The 17408-nt window shown below is 68.0% G+C and carries 16 protein-coding genes; all 16 read right to left on the bottom strand.

The window, feature by feature from the left end; all coding sequences use genetic code 11:
* Nucleotides 1-2 precede the first annotated feature (2 nt).
* Nucleotides 3-797, bottom strand: coding sequence for an acyl-ACP--UDP-N-acetylglucosamine O-acyltransferase (gene lpxA / locus AC1RN0_RS09355; protein WP_492787167.1), 795 nt, complete (start codon nt 795-797; stop codon nt 3-5).
* Nucleotides 794-1261: a 3-hydroxyacyl-ACP dehydratase FabZ gene (gene fabZ, locus AC1RN0_RS09350; protein WP_492787166.1), complete on the bottom strand. Its 468-nt coding sequence runs from the start codon at nt 1259-1261 to the stop codon at nt 794-796. The genes lpxA and fabZ overlap by 4 nt, the downstream gene beginning before the upstream one ends.
* On the bottom strand, nt 1258-2280 hold the full coding sequence (gene lpxD, locus AC1RN0_RS09345; protein ID WP_492787165.1) for a UDP-3-O-(3-hydroxymyristoyl)glucosamine N-acyltransferase: 1023 nt from the start codon (nt 2278-2280) through the stop codon (nt 1258-1260). Before lpxD ends, fabZ begins: the two co-directional genes overlap by 4 nt.
* A 37-nt stretch (nt 2281-2317) precedes the next feature.
* Entirely contained in the window at nt 2318-2989 is a 672-nt protein-coding gene (locus tag AC1RN0_RS09340) for an OmpH family outer membrane protein (protein ID WP_492787164.1), read from the bottom strand.
* A gap of 5 nt (nt 2990-2994) precedes the next feature.
* The gene (bamA, locus tag AC1RN0_RS09335; RefSeq protein WP_492787163.1) at nt 2995-5388 is read right to left on the bottom strand and encodes an outer membrane protein assembly factor BamA; all 2394 of its coding nucleotides are present in this window, start codon (nt 5386-5388) and stop codon (nt 2995-2997) included.
* 17 nt (nt 5389-5405) lie between these two features.
* Complete coding sequence (locus tag AC1RN0_RS09330) at nt 5406-6599, bottom strand: M50 family metallopeptidase (RefSeq protein ID WP_492787162.1); 1194 nt, start codon at nt 6597-6599, stop codon at nt 5406-5408.
* A 14-nt stretch (nt 6600-6613) separates the two neighbouring features.
* Nucleotides 6614-7822, bottom strand: coding sequence for a 1-deoxy-D-xylulose-5-phosphate reductoisomerase (locus tag AC1RN0_RS09325; protein WP_492787506.1), 1209 nt, complete (start codon nt 7820-7822; stop codon nt 6614-6616).
* Nucleotides 7810-8637 carry a phosphatidate cytidylyltransferase gene (locus tag AC1RN0_RS09320; RefSeq protein ID WP_492787161.1) on the bottom strand — a complete coding sequence of 276 codons (828 nt, stop codon included), beginning with the start codon at nt 8635-8637 and terminating at the stop codon, nt 7810-7812. Before AC1RN0_RS09320 ends, AC1RN0_RS09325 begins: the two co-directional genes overlap by 13 nt.
* Nucleotides 8615-9379 (bottom strand): polyprenyl diphosphate synthase, encoded by a 765-nt coding sequence (gene uppS, locus AC1RN0_RS09315; protein WP_492787160.1) that lies wholly within the window; start codon nt 9377-9379, stop codon nt 8615-8617. The genes AC1RN0_RS09320 and uppS overlap by 23 nt, the downstream gene beginning before the upstream one ends.
* Before the next feature lie 19 nt (nt 9380-9398).
* Nucleotides 9399-9965 (bottom strand): ribosome recycling factor, encoded by a 567-nt coding sequence (gene frr / locus AC1RN0_RS09310; protein ID WP_492787159.1) that lies wholly within the window; start codon nt 9963-9965, stop codon nt 9399-9401.
* Between the two features lie 20 nt (nt 9966-9985).
* Nucleotides 9986-10708 (bottom strand): UMP kinase, encoded by a 723-nt coding sequence (gene pyrH / locus AC1RN0_RS09305; RefSeq protein ID WP_492787158.1) that lies wholly within the window; start codon nt 10706-10708, stop codon nt 9986-9988.
* A gap of 100 nt (nt 10709-10808) precedes the next feature.
* Nucleotides 10809-11747 carry a translation elongation factor Ts gene (tsf, locus tag AC1RN0_RS09300; protein ID WP_492787157.1) on the bottom strand — a complete coding sequence of 313 codons (939 nt, stop codon included), beginning with the start codon at nt 11745-11747 and terminating at the stop codon, nt 10809-10811.
* 114 nt (nt 11748-11861) lie between these two features.
* Nucleotides 11862-12719 (bottom strand): 30S ribosomal protein S2, encoded by an 858-nt coding sequence (rpsB, locus tag AC1RN0_RS09295; protein ID WP_492787156.1) that lies wholly within the window; start codon nt 12717-12719, stop codon nt 11862-11864.
* Between the two features lie 515 nt (nt 12720-13234).
* Entirely contained in the window at nt 13235-13681 is a 447-nt protein-coding gene (locus tag AC1RN0_RS09290) for a hypothetical protein (RefSeq protein WP_492787155.1), read from the bottom strand.
* 2 nt (nt 13682-13683) lie between these two features.
* Nucleotides 13684-17133, bottom strand: a complete 3450-nt coding sequence (gene dnaE, locus AC1RN0_RS09285; RefSeq protein WP_492787154.1) for a DNA polymerase III subunit alpha — start codon at nt 17131-17133, stop codon at nt 13684-13686.
* A 103-nt stretch (nt 17134-17236) separates the two neighbouring features.
* Complete coding sequence (sidA, locus tag AC1RN0_RS09280; RefSeq protein WP_488902387.1) at nt 17237-17326, bottom strand: cell division inhibitor SidA; 90 nt, start codon at nt 17324-17326, stop codon at nt 17237-17239.
* Nucleotides 17327-17408: the final 82 nt, after the last annotated feature.

Genomic DNA, 17408 nt, shown 5'->3' with positions numbered 1-17408 from the left:
GCTCAGACCTCGCGTTCCGGCAGGCACAGCGGCCGCGTGGCGTCGTCACGGATGAAGGCGACGATCTCCATGATCTCGGGCACGTCCGGATAGGTCTCGGTGACGTCCTCGAGCCGCTCCTGGAAGGTGCCTTCGTCCGCGAACAGCAGGCGGTAAGCGGCCCGAAGCGTGGCGATCTGCTCGCGGGTGAAGCCCCGGCGCTTGAGGCCGATGAGATTCAGGCCCTCGAGGTGGGCGTGGTTGCCCCACACCGAGCCGTAGGGGATCACGTCCTTGGTGACGATGCCGCCGCCGCCGACGAAGGCGTAGCGGCCGATGCGGGTGAACTGGTGGATCGCCGCCAGGCCGCCGAGGAAGACGAAGTCGTTGACCGTCACATGGCCGCCGACGGCGACGCTGGGGGCCATCGTGACCTTGTCGCCGATGATGCAGTCGTGGCCGACGTGGACGCTGACCATGAACAGGCCGTCCGCGCCGATGGTCGTCACGCCGCGGCCGACCGCCGTGCCGGCGTGGACGGTGACGTGCTCACGGAAGATGTTGCGCGGGCCGACGACCACGCGGGTCGGCTCGCCCTTGTGCGCCGAATGCTGCGGCGGACCGCCGAGACAGGCGAACGGGTGCAGGACGCAGTCCTCGCCGACCTCGGTGACGCCCTCGATGATGGCGTGCGACAGAAGCCGCACGCCCTTGTGCAGGGTCGCGCCCGGTCCGACCAGGCAGTAGGGCCCGATCTCGACGCTGGAATCGATCTGGGCCGCGCTGTCGACGATGGCCGTGGGGTGGATCTTCGTCACTGGGGGTTGTCCGCCTTCATGGCCGAGAACTCGCACTCCGCGGCCAGCTTGCCGTTGACCAGGGCGCGGCCCTTGAACTTGACCACCGGCGCCCGGATCTTGACCACGTCCACGTGCAGCTTGAGCACGTCGCCGGGCCGAACCGGCAGGCGGAAGCGCGCGCCGTCGACCGACATGAAGAAGATCGTCGTCTTGCTGATGTCGATGTCCCAGGTCTTGGACATCAGCAGGGCGCCGACCTGGGCCAGGGCCTCGATGACCAGCACGCCGGGCATCACCGGGTTGCCCGGGAAGTGGCCGGGGAAGAACGGCTCGTTGATCGTCACGCACTTGATGCCGACCAGCGACTCGCTGGGCCGGTAATCCTCGGCGCGGTCGACCAGCAGGAACGGATAGCGGTGCGGCAGACGCGCGAGCACCTCGCCGATCTCGATCGTCGGCAGGGCGGTATCGCCATCACTCATGGCCGGTCCTTCTTCTTTTCCTTTGCCATGCGCGACAGCATCGCCGTCTCGCGCAGCCAGTTCCTGATCGGCTGGGCCGGCGTACCGCCCCAGGTCTCGCCGGCCGGGACATCGCGGAACACGCCGGCGGCGGCGGCGATCTGCGCACCGTCACCGATGATGACGTGATCGGCGACTCCGGCCCGGCCGCCAAAGGCGCATCCGTCGCCGATGGTCACGCTGCCGGAGATGCCGGTGAACCCCGCCATGACGCAGTTGCGTCCAACGCGCACGTTGTGGGCGATGTGCACCATGTTGTCGAGTTTGGTGTTCTCGCCGAGGACCGTATCCTCCCAGGCGCCCCGGTCGACGCAGCTGTTGGCCCCGATGGTCACGCCGTCCTGCAGGATCACCCGGCCCAGCTGCGGTACGTCGATGACGCCGGCGGCGCCGCCCGTGGCGCCGAAACCGGCCTCGCCGATGCGTACGCCGGCGTAGACACGCACCCGGTCGCCCAGCAGGGCGAAGGTCACCGTGGCGTTGGGGCCGATCTCGCAGTCGCGGCCGATGGCGACGCCCGGGCCGATGACGGCGCCAGGCGCGATGCGCGTTCCGCGTCCGATCTTCGCCCCGGCGCCGATCGTCACGCTGGGCGCCAGCAGCACGCCGTCCTCGAGATCCGCGTCGGGATGAATGGCCGCCACGCCAAAGTCGTAGCCCCGCGGCTCATGCAGGGCGGCGGCGGTCATCGCCCATGCCGCCTGCGGCCGCGGCGTCACCAGGGCGACGCAGCCCTCCGGGACGTCGGCGGCGTGGGCCTCGTGGACAAAGCAGGCGCCCGCCCTGGTGGTCCGCAGCGCGGCCAGATGCTTCCTGTCGCCCAGAAACGCGACATCGGCGCGGCCCGCCCGGTCGAGGGGGGCCACGCCGATGATCGGCAGATCGTCAGCATCGGCCGGCGCCGCAACGGCGCCGGTCAGACGGGCCAGGTCCCCCACGGAAAGGGGGCCTCGGCTGAGGTAGAATCGCGGGTCCGGCATGAATTCCTCGCACAGACCCGCGATAAAGCGAGTCGGTCTAGTTCGCGCGCGGCGTGGCGGGCGCGGCGGCCCCACCGGCGGGCGGCGTGTCCAGGCGCTCGCGGTTGAAGGTGAACGTCTTGATCTTGGCGTTCAGACCCGTAACCACCTGCGGGGTGATGTCCATGGCCGGGTTGCCGAGCAGAACGCCGTCGCCCAGCAGGAGCGAGCAGTTGCGCGCCTGATAGACGCCCACGGCGATCGGATCCAGCTCCTGCAGGACGCGCATCAGCGCCTTGCGTTCGGTCTGCTGGACCTCGGCCTGACGCAGCTGCTGCTTGCGCTTGAAGGCGTTGAAGCGGACCTGCAGGTTGGCCGCGCGGGCCTCCAGCGCGTCGGTCGGGCCGGCGGCGCGGGCGGCGTCGATGGCCTTGGCTTCGTTCTTGATCGCCGTGTCTTCGGCGGTCAGTTCAGCGTTCACCTCGGTGATGATCTGCTGCATGCGGGTGGCGACATACTTGCCGACTTCCGACGCCTGGACGGCCTGGTCGCCGTTGTAGGTGCAGACGCCCGGCAGGGCCGGTCCATGCTTGATCGGGGCGGCGGCGGGCGCGGCGGCCAGGGGCGCGGCGGCCGGACGCGGCGGAGGCGTCTGGGCCGCGACGGCCGAGGCGAAAGCGAGAGCTGCGGCCGCGCCGGCCGCGACCGCGAAGGTCTTGTTGAAGTGCATGGAGGCTAGAACCTTGTGGAGGTTGAGAAGCGGAACGTTTCCGTCTTGTCGTACTCTTCTTTGGCCAGAATTTGGCTAAAGTCGAAGCGGATCGGACCCATCGGCGAACGCCAGAAGATCGACAGGCCGGCCGATGCGCGCAGGCTGAGGTCGTCGCGGATACATTGTTCCGTGCCCGTGCCGCAGGTCATGTCGATCACACCGAAGCGGTCCCGCAGGTCGGCGTCGTCGAGCAGGCCGACGGTGCCGAAGTCGCTGAACAGCGCGGCCTTGATGCCGTATTGCTCGGGCAGGAACGTCGGCACGGACAGCTCCAGCGAGCCGATCGCGTACAGCTTGCCGCCGAGGGCGTCCTTGCGGCCGTACTTGATGTCGCGCGGACCGATGCCGGCGACCTCGAAGCCGCGGAAGCTGTTGCCGCCCTTGTAGAAGCGGTCGTTGATGCGGACGTTGTCGCCGTTCCAGCCGTCGATGTAGCCGAAGGAGCCGGTCGCGCTGAGGACGAAGTCCTTGTTGAAGCCGTGGTACCAGCCGCCGTTGGTCTCGGTCTTGAGGTAGTTCACGTCGCCGCCGACGCCGGCCAGATCCTGGTTCAGCTCGACGTAGAAGCCGCGGGTCGGCTTGAGGGCGTCGTTCCGGCGGTCCAGCCGCACGGTGTAGCCGACCAGCGAGGTGATGTTCGACCCGCGCTGGGCGCAGAGGGTCGCCGAAACGAGCTCCTGCCCGGGGATGCAGTAGGAGTCGTCGACGACCACGTCGTCGGTCCGCAGAGTGTAGCGCAGCCCCATCGAGGCGTTGGTCGTCAGCGGGAAGCCGAGGCGCAGCCCCATGCCGGTCGAGCGCGTGTCGAACGCGGTCTGCTGGCTGAAGTCATAGCGATAGGAATAGAGGTCCACGCCCGCCCGCAGGTCGCGGCCGAGGAAGCGGGGCTCGGTGAACGAGAAATCGATCTGCTGGCGCAGCGAACCGACCGAGATCCGGGCCCGGACGTTCTGGCCGCGGCCACGGAAGTTGCGCTCGCTGACGCCGAGGTCGAGGATCAGCTGGTCGACCGAGCTGTAGCCGGCGCTGAACGACAGTTCGCCGGTCGGCTGCTCCTCGACCGAAACCCGCAGGGCCGTGCGATCCGGAACGCCGCTCGGCACTTCCTCGATGGTCACGTCCTTGAAGAAGCCCAGCGCGCGGATCTGCTGCTTGGAGCGGTCGACCAGCACGCGGTTGTAGGCGTCGCCTTCGGTGACGTTCATCTCGCGGCGGATGACCGCGTCCAGCGTGCGGGTGTTGCCGACGATATCGATGCGGTCGATGTAGACGCGCGGGCCTTCCTTGACCTGGAAGACCACGTCTACCGTGTGGGTTTCGCGGTTCGGGATATAGCGCGGGCGGACGTCGACGAAGGCGAACCCGGCGGCGCCAGCCGCGAAGGTCAGCGAGTCCGTCGCCTGTTCGATGCGCTCGTCCTGGTAAACCTCGCCCGAGCGGATCGGCAGCAGCTGCTGCAGGACCGTGCCGTCGAGCTTCTTCAGCTCGGTCTCGACCGACAGTTTGCCGAACTTGTACTTCTCGCCTTCCTCGATCGTGTAGGTGACGACGAAGCCGTTCCGCTCGGGCGACAGCTCGGCCACGGCCGAGATGATGCGGAAGTCGTAGTAGCCCTTGTTGCGGTAGAACTTGCGCAGCTGTTCCTTGTCGTACTCGATCCGGTCGGGATCGTAGTTGTCGTTGTTCGACAGGAATTTGTACCAGTGCGACTCCTCGGTGACGATCACGTCCTTCAGGTCGCTGTCCGAGAAGGCGACGTTGCCGAGGATGTTGACGTCGAGCACGCCGCTCTTGGGGCCTTCGTTGATCTCGAAGATCAGGTCGATGCGCTTCTGCGGCAGCTCGACGACCTTGGGCGTGACGGTCACGCCGATACGGCCGGACTTGCGGTAGAGCTCGATCAGGCGCTGGACGTCGGACTGGACGCGGGCGCGGGTGAAGATGCCGCGCGGGCGGATCGTCACTTCATCGCGCAGCTTCTCTTCCTTGACGGCCGAGTTGCCCTCGAAGATCACGCGGTTGATGATCGGGTTCTCGACCACGCGCACGACGAGATCGCCGTTCGGCTGCAGGTCGATCTTCACGTCGGCGAAGAGGTCGGTGCGGAACAGAGTCTTCAGCGCCACGTCGATGCGCGCCGAGTCGACCTGGTCGCCGACCTGGATCGGCAGATACGAGAGAACCGTACCCGCCTCGATGCGTTCATTCCCCTGAACGAGAACGCGCTGGACCACCCCGGACTCGACCTGGGCGTAGGCCGCGGTCGGCACGGTTAGCGCTGTCGACCCCATGAGGAGCGCAGCAAGGGTAACAATCGCTGCGCCGTGCGCACGAGCATGCTTCATAAGGTCTGCCATTGGCGGTCGGTGGGTGCTCATGAGAACAGACCACCAAGGAAGTTGAACACGTTGTAGCGCTGCAGGTCGTTCCAGACCGCGAACAGCATGAATCCCAACAGCAAGGCAAGACCAAGGCGATAGCCTACAGCCTGGACATTTGCCGCCAGTGGCCTGCGCGCAACGGCTTCATAGCCGTAAAACAGCAGATGTCCGCCATCCAGAACAGGGATCGGCAGAAGATTCAGGAAGCCCACGCTGACGGAAAGAATCGCCGACAGCTGCAGCAGGGCGAGGAAGGATCCAAAGACACCCATGGCCGGGTTGGGCGCGCCCTGGGCGCCGGCCTTGGCCACGGCGTCAGACGCCTTGGCGATGCCGATGAAGCTGCCCAGCTGGTCGGCGGGAACCTGGCCGCGGACCAGACGGCCCATGTAGTAGAGGGAGGTCGACAGGACCTCCCAGGTCCGGCCCGTCCCCATGGCCACGGCCTGAACCGGATTGTAGCGCACCCGGACCGCGTCCTCGCGCCGGTCGACATGCTCGAGCCCCAGGACGCCGATCCGCTGGCGGGCGCCGGTGGGATCGGTGATCAGCTTCTGCGCCGGGGTCGCGACCAGCTCGATCGCCCGGCCGCCGCGATCGACCGTGAAGGTGATCGGCTGGTTGGCCCGGATGGCGACCACCGGCATGATTTCCTTGAAGTCGTTGATCGCCTTGCCGTTGACGGTGCGGAGAATGTCCCCGGCCTGGAAGCCCGCCTGTTCGGCGGCGCTGCCCGGCGTCACGCCGGTGATGCGCGGCGTCACCTGCACCTCGCCGAACACGCCGAAGAAGAAGGCGAACAGCAGGATCGCAAGGATGAAGTTGGCGGCCGGGCCCGCGACGGTGATGATCGCCCGCTGCCAGACCGGCTTGAAATGGAAGAATTTCTTCAGCGCCGAGGCCGGGTTGTGCTCGAGGATCTTGGCCTTCATCTCGGCCAGATCGTCATGGTCGGGGATGCTGGCGGCGTTCTCGTCGCCGGCGAAGCGGACGTAGCCGCCCAGCGGGATCCAGCCGATCCGCCACTCAACGCCGCGCTTGTCGCGCCATTTGAAGATCGCCCGGCCAAAGCCGATCGAGAAGCTGTCGATCACGGTGCCAAAGGCGCGCGCCGCCCAATAGTGGCCGAGCTCGTGAATCGTGACCACGAGCGTCAGCACGAACAGGAACGGCAGAATCCACGACAACGCCGGCTACTCCCCTACGCTCGGTGGTGAACGGGCCGCCGCGAAACCGCTTCCGCCGTGACCCGGCGGGCGCTCGCATCGACCATCATCGCGCTCTCGAGAGCGCCGTCCCCCACGCTGGCTGTCAGATCCCCCGCGCCGTTCATGCGGGCGAGTGTATCCGAGACCAGCGGGGCAATATCGAGAAAGCCGATCCTGCGGTCAAGGAAGGCCGCGACAGCGATCTCGTTGGCGGCGTTCATCGCCGCAGGCGCCCCGCCCCCGGCCCGCAGCGCCGCGCGGGCGATTTCGATGGCCGGGAAGCGTGCATCGTCAGGCGCCTCGAAGGTCAGCTGGCCCATGGCGGCCAGATCCAGCCGCGGCGCGGGCCAGGCCAGCCGGTCGGGCCAGGAGAAGGCGCAGGCGATGGGCGCGCGCATGTCCGGCGGTCCCAGCTGGGCGAGCGTCGAGCCGTCCTGATACTCGACCATGCTGTGGATCACCGACTGGGGATGGATGAGCACGTCGATGCGCTCGGCGGGCGTGGCGAAGAGGTACGAGGCCTCGATCATCTCCAGGCCCTTGTTCATCATGGTCGCGGAATCGATCGAAATCTTGGCGCCCATGCTCCAGTTGGGATGGGCGACGGCCTGCTCCGGGGTCGCCAGTCGCATCTGGTCGAGCGTCCAGGTGCGGAACGGCCCGCCGGACGCCGTCAGGATCAGCCGCGCGACGCGGTCGATGCAGTCGGGCTGCAGCACCTGGAAGATCGCCGAATGCTCGGAATCAACGGGGATCACCTTGCCGCCGGCCCGCCGCGCGGCTTCCAGCAGGGCCGGCCCGGCGCAGACGAGGCTTTCCTTGTTGGCCAGGGCGATGACCGAGCCGGTGCGGGCGGCGGCCAGGGTCGGCGCGAGGCCCGCGGCCCCGACGATCGCCGACATCACCCAGTCAGCGCCCATGGCGGCGGCGTCCTCGATCGCCCGGGCCCCGCCGGCGCAGGCGATGCCGCTGCCCGTCAGACGTTCGCGCAGCTCGCCCAGCAGCGACTCCTGCTCGATGACCGCGACGCGCGGGCGCCAGCGCAGGGCCTGCTCGGCCAGCTTCTCGACGTTGCGGCCGGCCGTAAGAGCAAGGATCTCGACCTCGGCCCCGGACTTGTCGAACAGGTCGAGGGTCGAGACGCCGATGGAGCCGGTCGAGCCCAGGACGACGACGGTGCGGGCGGCGGTCAAACCGGCCAGCCCCAGTGATCGATCAGCCGCGCGCCGGCGATGACCACGGAGGCGAACATCAGACCGTCGACGCGGTCGAGCAGACCGCCATGTCCGGGGATCAGGTCTCCGGAATCCTTTACGCCAAACCGTCGCTTCAAGGCCGACTCCCACAGATCGCCGGCCATGGTGGCCAGACCGCCGGCCAGGCCGATGAGGGCCGCCGCGTACCAGACCACCGTCGCATCGGAAAACGTCGCAACGAGGACCGCCGCGATCATCGCCCCGACCAGCCCGCCGAAGAAGCCCGACCAGGTCTTGTTGGGGGAGAAGCGCGGCCAGAGCTTGGGGCCCTTCAGCGCGCTGCCGACCAGGAAGGCGCAGATGTCCGCCGACCAGGTCACCGCGAACAGCATGGTCGCCCAGCTGCGGCCGTGCTCCTCGCCGCGCAGCCACAGCAGGGCGATGGCGCAGGGCGCGATGTAGATGACGCCATAGGCCGCGTCGGCCGGGCGCTCGGCCGTGCCGCGCGCCACCAGGGCCGCCAGGGCCGCGCCGACCACGACCAGCGTCCAGGCCAGCGCGTGCTGGTGCAGGTACATGGCGAAGACCGTAGTCAGCACCCCGACGGTCACCGCCGTGGAGATGCGCACCGGGGCCACGGGGGCGCTCATGACGCCCCATTCGTTGGCCAGCAGGGCCACCCCGATCGAGACCAGCAACAGCCAGGCCCAGCCACCGAACCACAGCGCCAGGATGACAGCCGGAATCAGCACGCTCGCCGAGGCGACGCGGACACCCAGATTGTTCCAGTCGAAGCGCCTAGCCGGCGGCGAGGACGTCATCAGACGCGGCTCCGCCATAACGCCGCTCACGGGCCCGGTATTCGTCGATCGCCGCCTTCAGATGCTCGGCCCCGTAGTCGGGCCAGTAGACATCCTGGAACACCAGCTCGGCGTAGGCGCATTCCCAGAGCAGGAAGTTGGAGAGCCGCCGCTCGCCGCTGGTGCGCACGATGATGTCGGGCGCGGGCGTGCGGGCGGTCGACAGATACTGTTCGAAGATCGACTCATCGAGATCGGCGGCGCGGGCCCTGCCCTGCTCCACGGCCTCGGCGAAGCGACGGGCCGCGTCGGTGATGTCGGCCTGGCCGCCGTAGTTGAAGGCGACCTGCAGCAGGAAACGGTCATTGTGCGCGGTGCGCGCCTCGGCCCGGTCGATCACCGCCAGCACGTCGGGGCGCAGGCCCGTGCGCCGACCGATGATACGGACCTTCACGCCTTCGCGGACCAGCCGCTCGAGATCGGTTTCGACGTAGGCCTTGAGCAGGCTCATCAGTTCCGACACCTCGGCCATCGGCCGGCGCCAGTTTTCGGTCGAGAAACCGAACACGGTCAGGGCCCCGATGCCGAGCGCGGGCGCCGCCTCGACCGTCCGGATAAGGGCCTTCACGCCCTCCCGATGACCGAAAGTGCGTGGCAGGCCGCGTTGTTTGGCCCAGCGCCCGTTGCCATCCATGATGATGGCGACATGCAGCGGCCCGTCCGTCGGCGTCATCGCCACTCCCTCCTGTCCGTCGCGCGTCATCCCCCGCGGAACGTACAGCTCAAACCTGCATGATCTCTTGCTCTTTGGTTTTCAAGGTCTCGTCCACGCGCTTGACGGCCTCGTCGGTCATCTTCTGCACCTCGACGTCCATCCGGCGATGCTCGTCCTCGGTGATGATCGCGGCCTTTTCGGCCTTCTTCAGGTCGTCCATGGCGTCACGACGGACGTTGCGGATGGCGATCTTCTGCTGCTCGGCGTACTTGCCGGCGACCTTGACCAGGTCCTTGCGGCGCTCTTCGGTCAGGGGCGGCACGGGAATGCGCAGGTTCTGCCCCTCGACGACCGGGTTGAAGCCCAGGCCGGAGTTGCGGATGGCCTTCTCGACCGACACCACCAGGGCGCGGTCCCAGACGCTGACGCTGATCGAGCGCGGTTCGGGGACGCTGACCGACCCGACCTGGTTCAGCGGCACGGTGTTGCCATAGGCTTCCACATGCACCTGGTCGAGCAGGCCCGCGGAGGCCCGGCCGGTCCGGAGACTGGCGAATTCGTCCTTCAGGGCGGCGACGGCCTTGTCCATCCGCCCCTTGTAGTTGCTCAGCACGGGTTTTTCGCCGGCGGCCATATGCAGGCTCCCTCTTCTTCCTATGCAGGTTCGGAGATGACGGTGTGTACGCCTTCGCCGCGCACCACGTTCATCAGATTGCCCCGTTCGCGGATCGAGAAGACCACGATCGGAATGCCGTTCTCGCGCATCAGACTGATCGCCGAGGCGTCCATGACCTTGAGGTCCCTGGACAGCACGTCGTGATAGGTCAGATGGTCGAAGCGTTCGGCGCTTTTGTCCTTCTTGGGGTCGGCGGTGTAGACGCCGTCCACGCTGGTGCCCTTGAACAGGGCGTCGCACTTCATCTCCGCCGCGCGCAGGGCCGCGCCGCTGTCGGTGGTGAAGAACGGATTGCCGGTCCCGGCGGCGAAGATCACCACCCGTCCCTTTTCCAGATGGCGTTCGGCTCGGCGACGGATCAGCGGTTCGCAGACGGTCGGCATCGGGATCGCCGACTGCACGCGGGTGGAGACGCCGATGCGCTCCAGCGCGTCCTGCATCGCCAGGGCGTTCATCACCGTCGCCAGCATGCCCATGTAGTCGGCGCTGGCCCGCTCCATGCCCTTGGCCGCCCCGGCCAGGCCGCGGAAGATGTTGCCGCCGCCGATCACCAGGCACAGCTCGATGCCGCTGTCGGCGACCTGCTTGAGGTCCTGGGCCACCGCCTCGACCGTCGGCATGTCGATGCCGAAGGCGGAGTCGCCCATCAGCACTTCGCCGGACACCTTCACCAGAATGCGCTTGTAGGGTTTGGTCGGCATGGGATTCCGGCGGGTTGGCGAGTCAGTCGGGCTCAACATAGACCAAGGGCGCCCCCAGCGTCAGCCGGGAGCGCCCCCAATCAGGTATTCAGAACCAGGATCAGGCGCCGCCGGTCATCGACGCGACTTCGGCGGCGAAGTCGGAGACTTCCTTCTCGACGCCTTCGCCGAGGGCGAGGCGCACGAAGCCCACGACCTTCAGCGGCGAACCAAGTTCCTTGGCGGTCGCCTCGACCAGCTGCTCGACGGTCTGGTCCGGGTTCATGACGAAGGCCTGCTTCAGCAGCACGACTTCCTCGTAGAACTTGCGGATCCGGCCCTCGACCATCTTCTCGACCACCGACTCGGGCTTGCCCGAGGCCAGGGCCTGTTCAGTGAAGACCGCGCGTTCGCGCTCGACGTTGGCCGGGTCCAGGTCGTCGGTCGACAGCGACATCGGGTTGGTCGCGGCCACGTGCATGGCGATCTTGCGGCCCAGTTCCTGGATCGCGGCCTGGTCGCCGGCGCCCTCGATGGCCACCAGCACGCCGATCTTGCCGAGGTCCGGCGCGACGGCGTTGTGCACATAGGCGCCGACGGCGCCCGGCGAGACCGTGAAGCAGGCCGAACGGCGGACCATCATGTTCTCGCCGATCGTGGCGATCAGCTGGGTGACCATCTCGCCGATGTTCTCGCCGTCGGCCGTGCTGGCCGCGACGATGTCCTCGACGCCGCCGGCGACGTCCAGGGCGGTCTGCGCAGTCTTGCGGGCAGCCGTCTGGAACAGTTCGTTGCGGGCGACGAAGTCGGTTTCGGCGTTCAGCTCGATGACGGCGGCGGTCATGCCGTCGCCGTCCTTGCGGGTGGCGATGGCGATGAGGCCTTCGGCGGCGGCGCGGTCAGCCTTCTTGGCGGCCTTGCTGAGGCCTTTGGCGCGCAGCCAGTCGATGGACGCGTCCATGTCGCCGTCGTTTTCAACGAGGGCGCGCTTGCAGTCCATCATGCCGACGCCGGTCTTTTCGCGCAGGTCCTTGACCAGCGCCGCGGTGATTTCCGCCATGTCATGTCCTCCTGAGTTGGGACTTATAGGGGTGCGGCCCGGCCTTACGACCGGGCTGCGAAAACGGTGTGACGCTGAGGCGCTCCGGGCGGAGCGCGTTCAGTCGGCCGCGGATTACTCCGAGGCCGCGGGGGCTTCGGCCGGAGCCGCCTCGGGGGCCGCGACGGCCTCCGGTTCAGCGGGGGCTTCAGCGGCGACGGGCGCGGGCTCCGGCGTGAGCTCTCGGGCGAGCGTGGGCTCGACCGGGGCTTCCGAGGCGCCGATATCGATACCGCTGGCGACCACGCCGGCGGCCATGCCGTCGAGCACGGAGTCGGCGATCAGGTCGCAGTACAGCTGGATGGCGCGGGCGGCGTCATCGTTGCCGGGGATCGGATAGGTGATGCCGTCGGGGTCGCAGTTGGTGTCCAGGATCGCGATGACCGGGATGTTCAGCTTGCGGGCCTCGAGGATCGCGATCGCTTCCTTGTTGGTGTCGATCACGAACATGATGTCGGGAATGCCGCCCATGTTCTTGATGCCGCCCAGCGACAGCTCCAGCTTGTCGCGCTCACGCGTCAGCTGCAGCAGTTCCTTCTTGGTGCGGCCTTCGCCGCCGCCGTCCAGAACGCCTTCCAGTTCGCGCAGGCGCGAGATCGAGCCGGAAATGGTGCGCCAGTTGGTCAGGGTGCCGCCGAGCCAGCGGTGGTTGACGTAGTACTGGGCGCAGCGCTTGGCGGCCACGGCGACGGGATCGGAAGCCTGACGCTTGGTGCCGACGAACAGCACGCGACCGCCGGCGGCCGCGACTTCGCGGACCTTCACGAGGGCCTGGTGCAGCAGCGGGATCGACTGCGACAGATCGATGATGTGGATGTTCGAGCGCGAGCCGAAGATGTAGCGGTCCATCTTCGGGTTCCAGCGGTGCGTCTGGTGGCCGAAGTGGGCGCCCGCTTCAAGCAGCTGACGCATGGAGAACTCGGGGAGAGCCATGTGGTCTTGTCCTTTTTCCGGTTATCGCCTCCGCGGACAAACCCCTGGAATTCCAGGGACCGGAACGGATCTGACCAGGATTTCTCCCCGGTCGGCCCGAACGTCCGCGTGCGTGATGGGCGGGCATGTAGGGGATGAGGGCCGGAAATGCAAGCGGGGGCGGGACCTTCGCCCACTTTCCTCTCCCGCCAGGGAGAGGGGGACCATGCGGAGCATGGTGGAGAGGACAGAGCCCACCGGGCCGGCAAATTCTGAAATCCGGACTTTCCGGACCGGGCCCGCGCCGCCCCCCTCCGCCGCCCTGCGGGCGGTCCCCTCCCCGGCCTCGGCGGAAGGAATGATGTCAGGGAGCCCTGAAGGCCTTGATGGAGTTGGAGCTCTGGCGACGACCCTGGTCAAGTACGGCCCGGCGGGCAGCCGCTGCGCGGCCGCCGAAGGCGGTCCTTGAGCAAGGCCGCCGACAGAGCAAAACTGGCCGTCATGACATCAGGGGCGGTGCGCCTTCGGGCTTGGGCTCAATCAACGCGAATGGATCGCGCAACCTGTTCCGCCAGATCGCGATCGGGTCCAGCCGTCGGAACCACCACCACCGCCACATAGATATTCTGCTCACCGGCGCGGTGATATCGGAAGCGATACTCCTTCACCCGACCATTCACGATATTCACGGCCACCGGATTGGCAGATTGACGCCGGATCGTTCCGCCCGAAACGAGCGGAAAGCCCAGAGCCGACCCTTCGACCACGAACAGGAGGCGAGTATTACCCCGAACAACTTCGTAGTTCGCACCATCGGGACCACGGCCCGTTTCAACCAGCTCGAGGGAAGGAAAGCTCTTCGCGAATTCGATCCCGAACTCACCGTCCAAGCTAACCTTCGACTGAGGCGGCGACCCGACCGGCGCGCAGCCGAGCAACAAACTGGCTGCCGCCGCGATGGCGATCTGGTCGAGGCTCTGCACCCCTACACATCCTCCAGATACGCCACCCCTGGCGCGGTCTTCAGCGCGCCGCGCAGGCTGGCGTCCAGCGTGTAGAACCCCGGCAGCTTGACCTCGACCTCGCGGCCGCCGCCGAGGCCGGCGACGAGGACCACCTCCCCGCCCCGCTGGGCCGCGGCGCCGGACAGGCGCTTCTTCAGCGCCTCGATCTCCATCGAGTGGGGCGAGACATGCACCCGCAGGCTGGCGGCGACGGACTCCAGCGCCTTGTCGATCGGCTCGGCGTCGTCGCCGAAGAAGCGCACCTCGCCGTCGCGGGACTTGGCGCGCACCTTGATGGCCACGGCCTTGCCCGGCTCGAGGATGTCGCGGCAGCGCTTGAGCGCCTCGGGCGGGAACAGCACCTCGTACTCGCCGGTCGGGTCGGACAGGGAGACGAAGGCGAACCGCTCGCCGCTCTGCTGGGTGCGTTCCTGGCGGCGGCGGACCATGCCGGCCATGCGGAAGGCCTCGGTGCCGGCCTCGGCCTGGACGATGGCGTCGCTGAGCATGGTCGTGCGCCGGCGGCGCAGCACGTCGATCATGTCCTCAAGCGGGTGGCCGGTCAGATAGAAGCCGACCGCCGCCAGCTCCTCGTCGAGCCGGCGGATCTGGTCCCAGGGCTCGGTGCGCGGCAGGCGCGGACGCGAGGCGTCCGACTGTTCGCCGCCGAACAGGCTGACCTGGGCGCTGGCGCGGTCGGCGGCCAGGCTCTGGCCATGGGCCATCAGCATGTCGGCGGCGGCGATGATCTGGGCGCGGTTCGGATGCAGGCTGTCGAACGCCCCGGCGCGGGCCAGGCCCTCTAGGCCGCGCTTGTTGACCTGCCGCGGGTCGACCCGCTCGATGAAGTCGAACAGGTCGCGGAACGGTCCGCCCTCGTTGCGCACCGCGACGACATGCTCCATCGCCGCGAAGCCGACGTTGCGCACGGCGCCCAGGGCGTAGAGCACCTCGCCGTCCTCGACCTCGAAGTCGGCCCCGGAGCGGTTGATGTCCGGCGGCCGCACGGTGATCTTGAACTTGCGCGCGTCCTGGTAGAACACCGCCAGCTTGTCGGTGTTGGAGAGGTCCAGGCTCATCGAGCCGGCGAGGAACTCGACCGGCGCGTTGGCCTTCAGCCAGGCCGTCTGGTAGGCGATCAGGGCGTAGGCGGCGGCGTGCGACTTGTTGAAGCCGTAGCCTGCGAACTTCTCGACGTGTTCGAAGATGGCCCCGGCCTTGTCGCCGTCGACCCCGCGCTCGATGGCCCCGGAGACGAACCGGGCCTTCTGCTGGTCCATCTCCTCCTTCTTCTTCTTGCCCATCGCCCGGCGCAGCATGTCGGCTTCGCCGAGGCTGTAGCCGGCCAGGACCTGGGCGATGCGCATCACCTGTTCCTGGTAGACGATGACGCCGTAAGTCTCCTTGAGCACCTCCTCGAGAGAGGGGTGCATCACGTCCATCGGGCGGCGGCCGAACTTGGTGTCGACGAACAGGTCGATGTTGTCCATCGGGCCCGGCCGGTAGAGGGAGATCAGGGCGGTGATCTCCTCGATGGTGCCCGGGCGCATCTTGCGCAGGGTGTCGCGCATGCCCTGGCTTTCCAGCTGGAACACGCCGACCGTCTGACCCGAGGCCATCAGCTCGTAGGAGGCCGTGTCGTCGAGCGGCAGCTTCGACAGGTCGACCGCCGCTCCGCGCTTGGCCATGTGCTTGACCGCCCGGTCGAGCACCGTGAGCGTCTTGAGGCCGAGGAAGTCGAACTTCACCAGGCCGGCGGACTCGACCCACTTCATGTTGAACTGGGTCGCCGGCAGCTCCGAGCGCGGATCCTTGTACAGCGGCGTCAGCTCGACCAGCGGCCGGTCGCCGATGACCACGCCGGCGGCGTGGGTCGAGGCGTTGCGATAGAGGCCCTCGAGCCGCAGCGCGACCTCGAGCAGCTGGCCGACCGAGGCGTCCTCGTCGCGCGCCTGGCGCAGGCGCGGTTCGAGGTTGATCGCCTGGGCCAGGGTCACCGGCTGGGCCGGGTTGTTGGGCACCATCTTGGCCAGACGGTCGACCATGCCCAGCGGCAGCTGCATCACCCGGCCGACGTCGCGCAGCACGGCCCGCGCCTGCAGGGTGCCGAAGGTGATGATCTGGGCCACGCGGCCGCGGCCGTACTTGTCCTGCACGTACTCGATGACCTCCTCCCGCCGCTCCTGGCAGAAGTCGATATCGAAGTCGGGCATCGAGACCCGCTCGGGATTGAGGAAGCGCTCGAACAGCAGGCCGAACCGCAGCGGGTCCAGGTCGGTGATGGTCAAGACCCAGGCGACCAGCGAGCCGGCGCCCGAGCCGCGCCCCGGCCCCACGGGGATGCCCTGGGCCTTGGCCCATTTGATGAAGTCCGACACGATCAGGAAGTAGCCGGAGAAGCCCATCGTCTGGATGACGCCGATCTCGCGCTCCAGCCGGGCCCAGTAGTCCGCCTCCGGCGCGGCCAGCTCCAGACCCTGCAGCCGGGCCTTCAGCCCCTCGGCGGCCTGCCAGGCCAGCTCGGCCGGCTCGTCGCGCCCGGCCGTGGTCGGGAAGCTGGGCAGGATCGGGTCGCGCTTGGACACCATGAAGGCGCAGCGCCGGGCGATGTCGATGGTGTTGTCGCAGGCTTCCGGCAGGTCGGAGAACAGCGCCCGCATGGCCTTGGCCGGCTTGAACCAGTGCTCGGGCGTCACCCGACGGCGCTCGTCCTGGCCGACGAACGCGCCGTCGGAAATGCACAGCAGGGCGTCATGCGCCGCGTACATGTCCGGCTTGGCGAAATAAACGTCATTGCTGGCCACCAGCGGGACGTCGTGATCGTAGGCCCAGTGCACCAGACCCGGCTCGGCCGCCGCCTGGCTGGGCAGGCCGTGCCGCTGCAGCTCGACATAGAAGCGGTCGCCGAACACCCGGTGCATCTCGGCCAGGGCCGCCGCGCCCTCGGCCGTCTTGCCGGCGGCGAACAGCGGATCGACCGGGCCGTCCGTGCCGCCGCTCAGCAGCAGCAGCCCGTCCGAATGTTCGACCACCCGCGTCCAGGGCACGCAGGGCTCGGCGATGCCGTCGCTGTCCAGATAGGCCATCGACGAGAGGGCCGAGAGATTGAGATAGCCGGTTTCGTTCTGGGCGATCAGCACGATGGTCGGGGTCCGCGCCCAGCGGTCGGACTGCCCCTCGCCCACGCCGGTCACCGGCAGCGCCACGCCGATCAGGGGCTGAACCCCCGCATCCTTGGCCGTGACGGAAAATTCCAGGGCGCCGAAGAGGTTCGCCCGGTCAGTGACGCCGACCGCAGGCATGCCCGCCTCGGCGGCCATCTTGCCCACGGCCTCGGCCTTGATGGCCCCTTCCAGCAGCGAATAGGCCGACCGGACCCGCAGGTGAACGAACCCGCCGTCGGCGCCGCTCCCTGCCCTGTCCCGCGCCATGGCGCTGTTCCCTGGAGTTCACCCGGCCCGGCCCTTGCGGCCGGACAACAACGAGTCACCTGGACCGACCATCGCCCGCCGGGCGCTGCCGATCCAGAGGCGATCAGGCCACGGCCATGGCCACCGAGCACATCATCCACACAAATCCGGCGACGGAGGCCAGAGCGAGCGATTCACGAGCGATGCGGGCCATTCGGGCCTCCCGATTCAAGTTGCCTGTTTGTTCTTATTCCTGTTTTGTTCTCATCCGTCAACCGGGTTTTCGGCGAACGGTC

The sequence above is a fragment of the Caulobacter sp. GW821-FHT12F03 genome, from assembly GCF_058806855.1.
Note: the sequence above shows the minus strand (reverse complement) of the source record. Positions and strands in the feature narration are given on the sequence as shown.